Origin of the sequence: Thiomicrospira sp. S5, assembly GCF_003991075.1 — a bacterium.
GTDB lineage: Bacteria > Pseudomonadota > Gammaproteobacteria > Thiomicrospirales > Thiomicrospiraceae > Hydrogenovibrio > Hydrogenovibrio thermophilus.
Window position 1 is genome coordinate 2,260,343 of record NZ_CP014470.1, and the last position, 14,038, is coordinate 2,274,380.

Below are 14,038 nucleotides of genomic sequence, written 5' to 3' on the forward strand. Positions count from 1 at the left end.
CGATTGGCTAAAGTCGACTAAACAAACATAAAAAACCACCGGTTAAGGTGGTTGGTTTCATCTCAAACGAAAAAAGCCCTCCGAAGAGGGCTTTTTGACAAGGATAACCAACAATTACTTGTTGATGATCGCGCGGTATTTCTCAACCATGTTCGCTGGTAGAGGAATGTAACCGTCTTTCACTACGTCTTGTTGACCTTTTTGAGAAAGAACCAAGTTCAAGAATTCTTTCACAACTGGCTCAAGCGGCTTGTTAGGCGCTTTGTTGACGTAAACGTAAAGCACACGCGCCAAAGGATAAGTGCCGTTCAAAGCATTCTCAGGGGTCGCCGCGACGAATTTACCGTCATCTTTCTTAGAAAGCGGAACCGCTTTAACACCGGCTGTTTTGTAACCGATACCGGAATAACCGATGCCGTTCAAAGAAGAAGTAACGGATTGAACAACGGACGCTGAACCTGGTTGCTCATTCACAGAAGACTTGTAGTCACCTTTACAAAGCGCTTTCTTCTTGAAGTAACCGTAAGTACCGGAAACAGAGTTACGTCCGTAAAGCTGGATAGACTTGTCTTTCCACTCACCTGTCAGACCAACACCACCCCAAGTTGTCACGTCGTTTTTCGCGCCACACTTACGAGTTGAAGAGAAGATGGCATCCACTTGAGGAATCGCCAAACCTTTGATTGGGTTGTCTTTGTTGACGTAAACCGCTAGCGCATCGATTGCAACACCGATTGCAGTAGGCTTATAACCGTGTTTCTTTTCGAACATGGCCGTTTCTTTAGACTTCATTTTACGGCTCATAGGACCGATGTTAGAAGTTGACTCAGTCAACGCTGGAGGAGCCGTTGAAGAACCGGCCGCTTGAATCTGAATGTTGACGTTAGGATAAGTACGCTTGAATTCTTCCGCCCAAAGCGTCATCAAGTTCGCCAAAGTATCGGAACCAACAGAAGAAAGGTTACCGGAAACACCGGAAACTTTTTTGTAGTCTGGAATAGCAGAATCCACACCAGCGGCATAAACAGAGTTAGAAACCACAGCGGTAGCAAGACCCATTGCAATTAGTAGATTGCGTTTCATTACTTCTTCTCCTAAAAAATAGAAAGTATTTATCTTTATAGACAGGAAGGATTATGACGGGCTGGCGTAACATCCAAATGAAACAAAAATGACAGTTATATGACACCGTCAATCGGGCCTTTCCAGCCCCGTAAACAAAACATACATCAAAAATATTGCAATATATTTGTCACATTATCCCAATCCTCACGTAATTTTTTATACAATTCCCGCTTGTCAGAATCGCTCAAAATCAAACAGTGAAACAGAGAGACATTCCATGGAATTTCGGGACATTAATGACATCGAAGACGCCACCAGCAAAAGTCGGAAGGAAATGTTCCGCTTCGGATCGGCCCTGCTCTTCATTATCCTCATCATGCTTTTCTCCGCCAATTTGCAACTGGGCACCGGAACGGTCAGTGTCGAATTGGTCATTGCCGCCATGATCGGCGGTTACATGGCGATGAACATCGGCGCCAATGACGTGGCCAACAACGTTGGCCCCGCCGTCGGCTCGAAAGCCTTAACCTTGACCGGCGCCATCATCATCGCCGCCGTCTTCGAATCCGCCGGGGCCTTGATTGCCGGTGGCGACGTCATCAGCACTATTAAAAAAGGCATTATCGACCCCGCTCTGATCGAGAACGGCGACACCTTTGTCTGGCTGATGATCGCCGCCCTCCTGTCCGGAGCGATTTGGCTGAACCTGGCCACGGCCATGGGTGCGCCGGTGTCCACCACCCACTCCATCGTGGGCGGCGTTCTCGGCGCCGGCATCGCCGCCACCGGTTGGGAAATCGCCAACTGGGACAAAATGGGCGCCATTGCCGCCAGCTGGATTATCTCCCCGGTCATCGGGGGATTGATCGCGGCCATGTTCCTTCTCTGGATCAAACGCAGCATCACCTATCAGGACGACATGCTCGCCGCGGCAAAAAGGACGGTACCGATTCTGATTTCCGTCATGGCCTGGGCTTTCTCGACCTATTTGATTCTGAAAGGCCTGAAAAAAATCTGGCACGCGGACTTTTTAACCGCGTCACTGGTCGGTCTCGCCATCGCCTTCATGGTGTACTTAAGCGTCCGCCCAATGATTGCCCGCCAAGCCAATGGCTTGAAAAGCAGCAAAGCCAGTGTCAACGCCCTTTTCACCATTCCGTTGATTTTCGCCGCCGCGCTATTGAGCTTCGCACACGGTGCCAATGACGTCGCCAACGCCGTCGGGCCTTTGGCTGCCATTAACGATGCGGTGCAGAGCCATCAGGTCTCCACCAAAGCTGAAATTCCATTGTGGGTCATGTTGATTGGTGCCATCGGCATCAGTTTAGGGCTACTGTTGTTCGGGCCGAAACTGATTAAAACCGTCGGTTCCGAAATCACCGAGCTGGATCAAATGCGCGCCTTCTCGATTGCGATGGCCGCGGCTATTACCGTCATCATCGCGTCTCAGCTGGGCTTGCCGGTCAGTTCCACTCACATTGCCGTGGGCGGGATTTTCGGTGTCGGCTTCCTGCGTGAATACCTGAAGCGCAACTACGCCAAAACCCTGCAGCAGATTCGTGACCACCACGAAGGCGCCAATCAGGCGGAAATCGAGCAATACATCGAGCGTTTCGGAAAAGCCAGCATTCAGGAGAAGAAAATCATGCTGGCGGAACTGAAGCAGCATAAAGCGGAAGTGGAATTGACCAAGAAAGAACGTAAATCCTTGAATAAGGTGTATCAGAAAGAGCTGGTCAAACGTTCGGCCTTCTTGAAAATCGTCGCCGCGTGGGTCATCACCGTCCCGGTTTCCGGCATTCTGGCGGCGATGATTTACTTCACGATCCGCGGTATGATGCTGCCATAACCCAATGGCTGTAATCGGTCTTCCGATTCGTCAAGACATCATTCATTTTAACCAGGCCTGGCTATTTTCATTTCCGCCAGGCCTGGTCATTCCCTACTATCCAGAGCCATCGCAACCCTGATGACATCCGTCGTTAATGCACGGACTTGCTGCGCGGAAAATCGCACCGGAAGCTTGACCCTTTACCCAACTGACTTTTAATCACCAACTTGGCATCATGACGTTCCAGGATGTGCTTGACGATGGCCAACCCCAAACCGGTGCCACCGGTGTCGCGTGAACGTGCCGTATCGACACGATAAAAACGTTCGGTCAGGCGACTGATGTGTTCCTGCGAAATCCCGATGCCGGTGTCGTCCACCTGAAAGTGCGGCCCTTTTGCGTCTTCGTACCAGCGCACGGTGATTTGCCCGCCTTCCGGCGTATAACGGATGGCGTTGGAAATCAGGTTCATCAACACACTCTTCAGCGGTTCTTCGTAACCTTTCAACGCCAGACTCTCGTCCAACTCAAACCTAAAACTGTGTTTTCCTTGGCTCATCTGAGTGGCGTCCTGTTCCATTTTTTTGAGGATGGGAGCAATCGGAACGGTTTTCTCCTTACCGACCAGCGTTTCCGATTCCATGGCCGAAAGCGTCAGCAAATCGTTGATGATGGACTGCATCCGTTCGGATTGGTTGTGCATCTGTTCCAACGGCTTCACCCACATGGAATCCGGTTCTTGGCCGTCCATCATCACTTCGATGTAACCGTTCAATACGGTCAGCGGCGTACGCAGTTCATGTGACGCATTGGCAATGAAATCACGGCGGATTTGCGCCAGATTGTAAAGCTCGTGAATGTCCTTGACGATCAGCAGCTTATGTTCCTGAAAATACGGGAATAATTTCAGATTGAACACCCGAGGAATCCCGTTGAGTGAAGATAAAATCACCGATTTTTCATAACGCCCCGACTTGAGGTACTGAATGAAATCCGGGTGCCGCAGCAGATTTTCGATTTTACGATGGGTATCACTGTGTTTCAGCTTGAACAGCTTTTTGGCGGAATTGTTAAACCATTCAATTTGATTGGATTCATTCAGCGAGATAATGGCGTCCGGAATCGTCATGGACGCGGCCAGGAATTGCTCGGATTTGTAAAACTGTAAGTCGGCGTGCTTTTCCAGCGAACGCTGTTTGCGTGAGACCAGATACCCTAACTCGCCCCACAGACCGGAGCCAGGTGGATAAGACACATTAGGCGTGCCCTTCATCCAAAGTTCGAAGCGATAGATACTGTACAATTGACGGGCGATATAGAACAGCAAATAACCGAAAAAGGTGGCCATCCACCAATCGGTCATCCATGCGATGAACAGGGCGAGCCACACACTGGTGATGACCCAGGTGAGTTCCCGCGTAATTCCTTTTGACACTGAATCGTTTTCCTCTTATTCAACAGAGAAACGATAGCCAGCACCTCTTACGGTTTGAATCGTATCGGCTGCCCCGACGGGCTCCAATAGTTTTCTGAGACGCCGAATGTGAACATCGACGGTTCTCTCTTCGACCACGACATTCTCCCCCCACACCTGGTCCAGCAACTGGACACGGGTATAAACACGGTTGGAATGCGTCATGAAGAAATGCATCAACTTGAACTCTGTTGGCCCAAGTTTAACTTCTTGGTCATTGACTGTAAAACGGTAACTGGATAAATCCAGCTTCAAATCGCCGGAACGCACCACGTCCAGCGCATTCTTTTCGGGGGATTGACGTCGCAGCAAGGCCTTGACCCGTGCCACCAAGGCTCGCGGCGAAAAGGGTTTGACGACGTAATCGTCGGCACCCGCATCAAAACCCTGCACCTGGTCGTTTTCCTCACCACGGGCCGTCAGCATGATAATCGGAATGCCGGCGGTCTGGTCGTTCTGACGAATACGCTGAGCCAGCGAAACACCCGACACGCCCGGCAACATCCAATCCAATAACACGCAGTCCGGCTGGTGTTCCAACAACAGTTTCCAGCCTTGCTCTGCATTCGGGGCTTCGATGACCTTATAATTCGCCGCTGTTAACGTGAAATTCAACATATCGCGAATGGCGGCTTCATCTTCGACCACTAAAATGCATTGCTCTGTCATAAATCTTTCCCGTTAAGATTCCAGCTCGCTCAAGAACTCGTTTAAGCGTTCGCTGTCTAGGTTACGCATATCCATCCCTTGAACCAGGTAGATGATGCTTTCCACAATGTTTCTGGCATGATCCGATACACGCTCGGAAGCGCGCAATGCGATGATCATTTCCATCAGACATTCTACTTGATCCGGCATCTCTTTCAGAGAGGTTTTCAAATCCGCCATGGCATCGGCGAAAATGTCGTCGATCAATTCTTCTTCCTGAATGATTTTACCAGCCCCTTCGGTGGAAACGCGAGCAAAAGAATCCAGCGCAGTTTTCAGCATGGCGTTGGAGCGCGTGGAAATGTCCATCAATTCAACGTAGCCCGGCAATTCAGCGCACTTCACTTGGTGCTCTTTTCCGAACACGATGACCATTTTCGCGATCTTGACGATTTCGTCGCCCATACGCTCCAGATCGATGGCGATGCGAATCGCGGCAATGATCAAACGCAAATCGGAAGCCGTCGGTTGTTGGCGCGCCAATACTTTCGCGCACAAACGGTCGATTTCCATTTCCGCTTTATTAATTGCTTTGTCGAAGGCGATGATTTCCACCGCTTTTTCGGTATCGCCACTGCCCAAAGCGACCAACGCCGTTTCAAACTGGCGCTCGACCATGCCGCCCATTTCCAGAATGTGGTTGAACAAATCTTCCAGATTACGGTTCAGCATTTCCGAAATGTGTGAGCTGAATTCTTGTTTTTCCATGTGATGACTCTCCTGACTGTTCTTATAACTATAACTCAATACTCAACATTGAGAGCTTTGCACGAGTGGGACGCGAGGAAAAAATGAGATAAAATTTTTCTGAATCAGGCGGAAAACGAAGTTAATAGCTAGCTATTAACGAGTTTTTCAACGACATTCAGGAAGATTTTAGCTATTTTTAGCCGTGTACCCATCTCGTGTAAAGCTCTCAACTTAACCGTAACGACCGGAAATGTAATCTTCGGTACGTTTGACTTGCGGATTCGTGAACAGAGAGTCGGTATCGGTGTATTCGATCAAGTCTCCCATGTACATGAATGCGGTGTAATCGGACACACGAGCTGCCTGCTGCATGTTGTGCGTGACGATCAAAATCGTGAAGTCCTTTTTCAGCTCGAAAATCAATTCTTCGATGGCCAAAGTGGAAATCGGATCCAGTGCCGATGTCGGTTCGTCCAACAACAAAACTTCCGGCTTGATGGCGATGGCACGCGCGATACACAAACGCTGTTGCTGACCACCCGACATGCCCAAAGCATTCTCGTCCAAACGGTCTTTGACTTCTTCCCAAAGTCCGGCGCCTTTCAAGGCCCATTCCACCGTTTCATCCAGCACGTTCTTATCGCTGATGCCTTGCAGACGCAAACCGTAACAGACGTTTTCATAAATCGATTTCGGGAAAGGGTTCGGCTTTTGGAACACCATGCCCACACGACGACGCAGCGCCGCCACATCCATGTGCTTACTGTACATGTCGTCCCCGTGCAAAAGCATCTCCCCTTCCACGCGCACGATGTCAATCAAATCGTTCATGCGGTTGAAGCAGCGCAACAAGGTGGACTTCCCGCAACCCGACGGCCCGATAAACGCCGTCACACGGTTTTGCGGCAGTTTCATATTGATGTTCTGCAAGGCTTGTTTGGAACCGTAAAACAGGTTCCAATCCTTGACCTCAATCGCCATTTTTTCGTTGTCCAAGTGCATACCACGATGATCACGATCAATCGAAATATTCATATTCTGTTCAGTCATAACAACATTCCTATTCTAAAATTCTATTGCAATAATCCACCAGGCCTGGTCATTAATTATCCAGAGCCTTGTACTTCTCTCTCAGCTTATTACGGATCGTGATCGCTCCGAGGTTCAAACCGATGATAATCAACACCAACAACAAAGAGGTGGCATAGACCAACGGCTGAGACGCTTCAACGTTCGGGCTTTGGAAACCGACGTCGTAGATATGGAAACCAAGGTGCATGAACTTACGGTCCAAGTGAATAAACGGTGCGTTCAAATCGATTGGCAGTTCCGGCGCCAATTTCACCACACCGACCAACATCAACGGCGCCACTTCCCCGGCGGCGCGCGCCACGGCCAGAATCAGACCGGTCATAATCGCCGGCATCGACATCGGCAGGACAATTTTCATAATGGTTTCGGACTTGGTCGCGCCCAGCGCCAGACCGCCCTCACGCAAGGCACGCGGAATACGGGACAAGCCTTCCTGAGTCGAAACGATCACCACCGGCAAGGTCAACAGGGCCATCGTCAAGGAAGCCCACAGCAACGCCGGCGTCCCGAAGGTCGGACTCGGCAAGGCGTAACTGTAGAAGAGTTCGTCGATACTGCCCCCGATGATGTAAACAAAGAACCCGAGACCGAAGATACCGAACACGATGGACGGCACCCCCGCCAGGTTGTTGATGGAAATTCGTACCGTCCGCAACAAAATGCCGTCTTTAGCGTATTCGCTCATATAGACGGCGGCAATCACCCCCATCGGCGTCACGAAAATCGCCATCAGGATCACCATCGTTACCGTCCCGACGATGGCTGGGAAAACCCCGCCTTCGGTGTTCGCTTCACGCGGATCGTCAATCAAGAAGTGTCCGATGGACGTGAAGAAGAAACCAACCTGCTCGCCAAACGTCATGTTGTTTGGCTGCCAGAAACGTACAATGGATTTCAACGGGACATGAATGAATTTATTTCCCGCAATTTGCAACGTGACTTCACCCAGATTATTGGACTGGCGATACAACACCTTCAACGTGTCTTGCTGATCGCTGAATTCTTGTTTCAGCGTGGTGCGCTCGGCCTCGAATTCGGCTTGTTTCTCGGCGGTGTATTCACCGTCGGTCTCAAGCCGCTTTTCATTCAAACGCAGTTGCTCTAATTTATAGTTAATACCACCGATAATGACTTTTTCGATGTATCGGATTTGGTTGTGTAGATCCAGACCACTGTCCACCAGCTGCTGCATCATCGGCAACACATTATCGCCACGTGCGACGATTTTGCCGTCCTGCTTAATGTACTCCAAATGGCCGTAGACATTCCCCCATTCGTAACGCTCCACCACCGTGACGCCGTCATCGAGAATGTCCTGGCGACCGATGATGTTCGCCGAATTAATCCAGCGGAAATCAATGCCGTAAACGTCACGGTTACCGACTTTCAATAGGTACTGCGGAATGCGGACAATGCCGTCTTCGGCTTTCGGGTCTTTGAATTCCTTGCTTTTGACTTCATGCAATTCACCGACCACTTGCTCCAGTTTGCCGTTATCGGTTTTCACTTCGTATTCATACACCGAATGCGGCCAGAAATGCACCAGGCCTCGGAACGAAATCATCAACAATAAGCCAACAACCAACACCACACTGATACTGACAGTCGACGCACTAAACCAAACCCAATGTTCGCCTTTTTTGAACCATTCTTTCATGTCAATATCCTTTATAGTGAGCCATACTTACGGCGCATGCGTTCGCGCACCACTTCCGCGAGCGTATTGAAAACAAACGTGAAGATAAACAGAATCAGACCGGACAGGAACAGCACTCGATAATGCGAACTGTACAGCTCCGCTTCCGGCATTTCCACCGCCAAGTTGGCCGACAGAGTACGCATCCCCTGGAAGATGTTCACATCCATCAGCGGCGTGTTACCGGAGGCCATCAATACGATCATCGTTTCCCCGATGCCGCGCCCGAAACCGAGCATGATGGCCGAAAAGATTCCCGGACTGGCCGTCGGCAAGACCACACCGACCAATGTCTGCCACCCGCTGGCGCCCAGCGCCAGAGAACCGTTCACCAAGTAACTCGGCACGTTGTAGATGGCGTCTTCCGCCACCGAGAAAATGGTTGGGATCAAAGCGAAGCCCATCGCAAACCCGATGACCAAGGCATTACGCTGGTCAAAATCGATGCCGGCGCTGGACGTCAACCAGTGACGCATATCACCGTGGAAGAACAGATTTTCGATTGGAGAGCTCAACGACAGGGCAAACCAACCGAGGAAAACCACCACCGGCAGCATCAACACAGCCCGTCTGCCGGTTGGAATCAACAAACGCACCGGCTCCGGCAGACGAGACCAGCCAAAACCGAATAAAAGGATGCCGATGGGCACCACCAGTAAGATGGCAAAGAAGCCGGCCAAATGGGCTTCCATATAAGGCGCCAGCCACAACCCGGCTAAGAAACCGAGAATAACCGTTGGCAGGGCTTCAATCAACTCAATGGTTGGCTTGATGTATTGGCGGGTTTTGTTGTCCATAAAGAAGGCGGTGTAAATCGCCGCCAAAACGGCAATCGGCACGGCAAACAACATGGAGTACAAAGCCGCTTTGATGGTACCGAACGTCAACGGCACCATGGAAAATTTCGGCTCGAAGTCGGCGCTGGCGGACGAAGACTGCCAGGTATAGCTTGGCTCTTCATAGCCCTCATACCAGACTTTCCCCCACAAACTGGAGAAAGAGACATCCGGGTGTTCGTTTTTAATGTCGTAATTGACCATCTGGCCGTCAGCGGTTTCCAGCAAAGCGCCGTTTCCGCGTTCCGCCATCAAAATGAAATTCAACCCGGTTTTCAAGTCCACCGAGGCCAAATGTCTTTCCGCCGTGGCGTTGTACAAATTGACTTCATCGGAACGGTCCAGCGTCACAAACCCTTTACGACTGTGTTCGATAGCGATGAAGTTCACAGGCTTCTTATCCACTTCAAACTCACGAATGAACTCCAACTGGAAGTTGTTGTTTTCGTCTCGTACCGGGAACCATTGCAACACACGCCCTTTCGACGTCCCGACCATCAAGGAATATTCACCTAACAAAAAACGTAATGACGAAATGTGCTCATCACCATTGACCATATTCACTTTTTGCAACAAAACCGGCTCACGAATATTCGACAAATCATAATACAAGGTCGAACCGTCTTCGGACACCAGGTATAAATTACGCATATTGCCGCCCATCATCAGCCAATCGACCGGCATATTGTTCGGCACTTCGCCTTCGGCGTATTCTTCAAGGGCCACGTCATCCGACAACATGGATTCGACTTTGTCGTATTGTTTGACGAACACATGCGACTGACCCGCTAATTGATAGGCCACCACCAACTGAGAATCGCTGCTACGCGCCGCGACTTTGGAAATGGGCTGATCGGCCACAACCAATGGCTCCTGCCCGAACGGGAAAGTCAAGGCCGGCGTGATTTTACGAACGTTATCCGGGTAGGTCACTTTATAACCGTATTTTGCGAGCAATACCCCTCCACCGGACAAACCGAACGCAATCAATTTATCGGATTCCTTCACCCGCGCAAAACTGGTAATCGACTCCCCATTCAACGGCAAGCTGGACTCGGTCAGCAGTTGTCCATTATTGGCATTGAAGCCGACCAATTTACCGGATTCGGTGATGCGCATCGCCGTTTCCTTATATTCATCCATGCCGTAAAAAAGCGTCTTCTCCTGACTGCCGCCCGGCAACGCATACGAAGCGTGCTCCTTGACACTGGCCGGCATAAACAAAGGCGCCACCACATAAACAAGGAAGAACATAATCAGCAGCACCGACAAAATAACCCCGACGCCACCGACTGAAATACTGGAAGCCCACCCCTTATCAACAAGGTTACGGCGTTTGATACGCTTTTCAAACTTAGGCCCTTTCAGAGCCTGTTCTAATGCTTTCTGCGCTGACTGATCCATCCAAAATTCCTAGGGAGTGATTTAAGATGTGTAGATAATAGCTTTTCAATATGACAGAAAGATTAAACTCCCAAAGAATTTGATCTGATAGCCGCTTAAACTCACGGCTTCCCATTTTCAGCCGCCTGGTTTAAAATGCACCAAAACAACCCAACTTGCACCAATAAAACATCCTTGTTACTGGCCTTTGAACAACAACAATACTTTTATTGAGAGTATTTTTTCTTGTCTATCAAGGACTTAAAAATCTTTAAAAAAATATTGGCATTCTGGCATGGTTCCAGCTATTATCAACAGGACAAAATTTTATGAAATCCGGCAGATTCCAGCGAATTTACCGGGCTTTAAACGGTTGCACCAAACACACATTCAAACTTATTTTTTTAAATTCAACGTGCGATTTTAGCGCATTCGAGAACAAGGACGGACCACTCAGCACTCGCTGAAAATCCTTGACTTGCTTCAAGAACCACTTCGCATTTTTCAACAATCTAAAAGGACACACTTATGTCGCAAGAAATTTTTGATTTAATCAAAGACAATGACGTTAAATGGGTAGATCTTCGCTTTACCGACACACATGGTAAAGAGCAACATGTCACCATCCCCGCCGATAGCGTGGATGAAGACTTTTTTGCGGACGGTGAAACTTTTGACGGTTCATCCATTCAAGGCTGGAAAGGTATCAACAACTCTGACATGATCTTGATGCCACAAACCGATGGTTTCTTCATGGACCCATTCACCAATGATCCAACTTTGATTATCCGTATGATGATTGTTGAGCCTTCCACGATGGAAGCTTATGAAAAAGATCCTCGCGGCATCGCGAAAAAAGCGGAATCATACCTGGCTTCTACCGGCATCGCCGACTCGGCTTTCTTCGGTCCAGAACCAGAATTCTTCATCTTTGACGACGTTCGTTGGGGCGCAGACATGTCCGGCTGCTTTGTTAAGATGCAATCCGGCGAATCCGCTTGGGACTCTGAAAAAGTTTATGAAGACGGTAACATCGGTCACCGTCCTAAGGTAAAAGGCGGTTACTTCCCAGTACCTCCGGTTGACCAATTGCACGAAGTGCGTGCAGACATCTGCGCCATGGCCGAAGCAATGGGCCTTAAACTGGAAGCACACCACCACGAAGTGGCTGCCGGCGGGCAATGTGAATTGGCAGTAGCCGGTAACACTTTGACTGCAAAAGCCGACGAAGTGCAAATTCTGAAATACGCAGTACACAACACCTGTAACGCTTTGGGTAAAACAGCGACTTTCATGCCTAAGCCAATCGTCGGTGACAACGGTTCCGGTATGCACATCAACATGTCTTTGTCGAAAGGCGGCAAAAACATTTTCGCAGGTGACGTTTATTCCGGTCTATCACAAGAAGCCATTTGGTACATCGGTGGTTTGATCAAGCATGCTCGTGCCTTGAACGCCTTCACTAACCCGGGCACCAACTCTTATAAGCGTTTGGTTCCAGGTTTCGAAGCGCCAATTCTATTGGCCTACTCCGGCTCTAACCGTTCTGCTTCTATCCGTATCCCATACGCGCCGTCTGAAAGATCACGTCGTGTTGAGCTACGTTTCCCGGATGCAACGGCTAACCCATACTTGGCGTTCTCTGCTTCCTTGATGGCCGGCCTTGACGGTATCATGAACCAGATCGATCCAGGTGAGCCTTCCGAGAAAGATCTATACGATTTGCCACCGGAAGAAGAAGCCACTTACACCACGGTTTGTGCGTCTTTGGAAGAAGCCTTGGCGGCGTTGGACGAAGACAGAGAGTTCTTGAAAGCCGGTGGCGTCTTCACAGACGAAGCCATCGACTCTTACATCGAACTGAAAATGGAAGAAGTGACACGCATGCGTGCAACCACTCACCCAATCGAGTTCGACATGTACTACTCTCGTTAATCGCAAGATTAACCGAAACCAAAAAAGCCCGCAAACGCGGGCTTTTTTTATGCCTGACAAAGAGATATACGTTAAACGCTATTACTCTGACGTTCGGACATAAAAAAACGACCAGGCCTGGTCGTTTTTCAAATAGGTCAAAAGCGATTCAATCAGTGGCTTTTGTGATTTGGATCCCAGTCTTTCAGAACATACTCGGTTCCACAGTAAGGACATTTCGATTTGCCGGTTTCTTCAATCGGCAACATGACCTTCGGGTGAGAGTTCCATTGCTCCTGACCACGCATCGGGCACGTCAGCGGCAAATCATCGTATGTGATTTCAATAACGGTTTGTTTACTCATAAATCTTCTCTTACGTTTCCAATTCCAATTTCATCAAGCGACCGGCGTCAACCAATCCAAATGCGCTTCGGACCGGCCGTGGACCACATCGAAATATTTGGTTTGCAGCATTTCGGTCACCGGCCCACGAGACCCTTGACCGATGGTTCGATTGTCCAACTCGCGAATCGGCGTGACTTCCGCCGCCGTTCCGGTAAAGAAAGCTTCATCGGCGATATAGACTTCATCACGCGTAATGCGTTTTTCACGCACTTCATACCCGGCATCTTTTGCCAACTGCATAATGGTTTTACGGGTAATCCCGTCCAATGCCGCGGTCAATTCCGGCGTGTAAATCACACCGTCGCGAACCATAAAGAAGTTCTCGCCGGACCCTTCGGAAACATACCCTTCCGTATCCAGCAACAACGCCTCGTCACAACCGTGACTGACCGCTTCCTGCAGGGCCAGCATCGAATTCATATACGAACCGTTGGACTTGGCCTTCGTCATGGTAACGTTAACATGATGACGCGTGAAAGAAGATGTGGCGATTTTAATGCCTTTTTTCAAGTTTTCTTCACCCATATAAGCGCCCCATTCCCAGGCCGCAACCACAACGTGCGCTTTCAGGTTATCGGCGCGCAACCCCATGCCTTCCGAACCATAAAACACCATCGGACGGATATAAGCGGATTTCAAATCGTTTTCACGCACCGCGGCACGCTGAGCCTCGTTCAATTCCTCTTTGGAAAACGGCATCGGCATGTTCATGATTTTGGCCGAATTAAATAAGCGATCGGTATGGGCTTCCAAGCGGAAAATGGCGGTACCCTGCTCGGCTTCATAGGCGCGCACCCCTTCAAACACCCCCATTCCATAATGTAAGGTATGGGTCAGGACATGGGTTTTCGCTTCCCGCCAATCAACCATTTCACCATCCAGCCAAATCAGGCCGTCACGATCACTCATTGTTTGCATTGCAAGATTTCCTTATATCTGTTT

At 49.6% G+C, this 14,038-nt stretch carries 11 protein-coding genes; 2 read left to right on the forward strand and 9 right to left on the reverse strand.

Annotation, left to right across the window (positions count from 1 at the left end):
* Positions 1 to 114: 114 nt before the first annotated feature.
* Positions 115 to 1,083, reverse strand: a complete 969-nt coding sequence (locus tag AYJ59_RS10480) for a PstS family phosphate ABC transporter substrate-binding protein (RefSeq protein WP_127120068.1) — start codon at positions 1,081 to 1,083, stop codon at positions 115 to 117.
* Positions 1,084 to 1,342: 259 nt separating this feature from the next.
* On the opposite strand from AYJ59_RS10480, the gene AYJ59_RS10485 reads away from it, so the two are divergent.
* On the forward strand, positions 1,343 to 2,914 hold the full coding sequence (locus AYJ59_RS10485) for an inorganic phosphate transporter (protein WP_029939827.1): 1,572 nt from the start codon (positions 1,343 to 1,345) through the stop codon (positions 2,912 to 2,914).
* 133 nt (positions 2,915 to 3,047) lie between these two features.
* On the opposite strand, the gene phoR is transcribed toward AYJ59_RS10485, so the two are convergent.
* From phoR to AYJ59_RS10515, 6 genes are all read right to left on the reverse strand, one after another.
* Entirely contained in the window at positions 3,048 to 4,331 is a 1,284-nt protein-coding gene (phoR, locus tag AYJ59_RS10490) for a phosphate regulon sensor histidine kinase PhoR (protein WP_127120069.1), read from the reverse strand.
* Positions 4,332 to 4,346: 15 nt separating this feature from the next.
* Positions 4,347 to 5,039: a phosphate regulon transcriptional regulator PhoB gene (gene phoB, locus AYJ59_RS10495; protein ID WP_029939825.1), complete on the reverse strand. Its 693-nt coding sequence runs from the start codon at positions 5,037 to 5,039 to the stop codon at positions 4,347 to 4,349.
* Between the two features lie 12 nt (positions 5,040 to 5,051).
* On the reverse strand, positions 5,052 to 5,786 hold the full coding sequence (gene phoU / locus AYJ59_RS10500) for a phosphate signaling complex protein PhoU (protein ID WP_029939824.1): 735 nt from the start codon (positions 5,784 to 5,786) through the stop codon (positions 5,052 to 5,054).
* A gap of 213 nt (positions 5,787 to 5,999) precedes the next feature.
* Positions 6,000 to 6,818, reverse strand: coding sequence for a phosphate ABC transporter ATP-binding protein PstB (pstB, locus tag AYJ59_RS10505; protein WP_029939823.1), 819 nt, complete (start codon positions 6,816 to 6,818; stop codon positions 6,000 to 6,002).
* A 52-nt stretch (positions 6,819 to 6,870) separates the two neighbouring features.
* Positions 6,871 to 8,517, reverse strand: a complete 1,647-nt coding sequence (gene pstA, locus AYJ59_RS10510; protein ID WP_029939822.1) for a phosphate ABC transporter permease PstA — start codon at positions 8,515 to 8,517, stop codon at positions 6,871 to 6,873.
* Between the two features lie 11 nt (positions 8,518 to 8,528).
* On the reverse strand, positions 8,529 to 10,796 hold the full coding sequence (locus AYJ59_RS10515) for an ABC transporter permease subunit (protein WP_127120070.1): 2,268 nt from the start codon (positions 10,794 to 10,796) through the stop codon (positions 8,529 to 8,531).
* 507 nt (positions 10,797 to 11,303) lie between these two features.
* Here AYJ59_RS10515 and glnA point away from each other — a divergent pair.
* Positions 11,304 to 12,710, forward strand: coding sequence for a type I glutamate--ammonia ligase (glnA, locus tag AYJ59_RS10520; RefSeq protein WP_127120071.1), 1,407 nt, complete (start codon positions 11,304 to 11,306; stop codon positions 12,708 to 12,710).
* A gap of 152 nt (positions 12,711 to 12,862) precedes the next feature.
* Here glnA and AYJ59_RS10525 read toward each other — a convergent pair whose 3' ends face one another.
* Positions 12,863 to 13,054 carry a zinc-finger domain-containing protein gene (locus AYJ59_RS10525; RefSeq protein WP_029939819.1) on the reverse strand — a complete coding sequence of 64 codons (192 nt, stop codon included), beginning with the start codon at positions 13,052 to 13,054 and terminating at the stop codon, positions 12,863 to 12,865.
* 33 nt (positions 13,055 to 13,087) lie between these two features.
* Positions 13,088 to 14,014, reverse strand: a complete 927-nt coding sequence (locus tag AYJ59_RS10530) for a branched-chain amino acid transaminase (protein WP_127120072.1) — start codon at positions 14,012 to 14,014, stop codon at positions 13,088 to 13,090.
* Positions 14,015 to 14,038 lie beyond the last annotated feature (24 nt).

Excerpts from the sequence above, each read along its gene's own strand:
- AYJ59_RS10480 (WP_127120068.1), bottom strand. The coding sequence starts at position 1,083 with ATGAAACGCAATCTACTAATTGCAATGGGTCTTGCTACCGCTGTGGTT.
- AYJ59_RS10485 (WP_029939827.1), top strand. The coding sequence starts at position 1,343 with ATGGAATTTCGGGACATTAATGACATCGAAGACGCCACCAGCAAAAGT.
- phoB (WP_029939825.1), bottom strand. The coding sequence starts at position 5,039 with ATGACAGAGCAATGCATTTTAGTGGTCGAAGATGAAGCCGCCATTCGC.
- phoU (WP_029939824.1), bottom strand. The coding sequence starts at position 5,786 with ATGGAAAAACAAGAATTCAGCTCACACATTTCGGAAATGCTGAACCGT.
- pstB (WP_029939823.1), bottom strand. The coding sequence starts at position 6,818 with ATGACTGAACAGAATATGAATATTTCGATTGATCGTGATCATCGTGGT.
- pstA (WP_029939822.1), bottom strand. The coding sequence starts at position 8,517 with ATGAAAGAATGGTTCAAAAAAGGCGAACATTGGGTTTGGTTTAGTGCG.
- AYJ59_RS10515 (WP_127120070.1), bottom strand. The coding sequence starts at position 10,796 with ATGGATCAGTCAGCGCAGAAAGCATTAGAACAGGCTCTGAAAGGGCCT.
- glnA (WP_127120071.1), top strand. The coding sequence starts at position 11,304 with ATGTCGCAAGAAATTTTTGATTTAATCAAAGACAATGACGTTAAATGG.
- AYJ59_RS10525 (WP_029939819.1), bottom strand. The coding sequence starts at position 13,054 with ATGAGTAAACAAACCGTTATTGAAATCACATACGATGATTTGCCGCTG.
- AYJ59_RS10530 (WP_127120072.1), bottom strand. The coding sequence starts at position 14,014 with ATGCAAACAATGAGTGATCGTGACGGCCTGATTTGGCTGGATGGTGAA.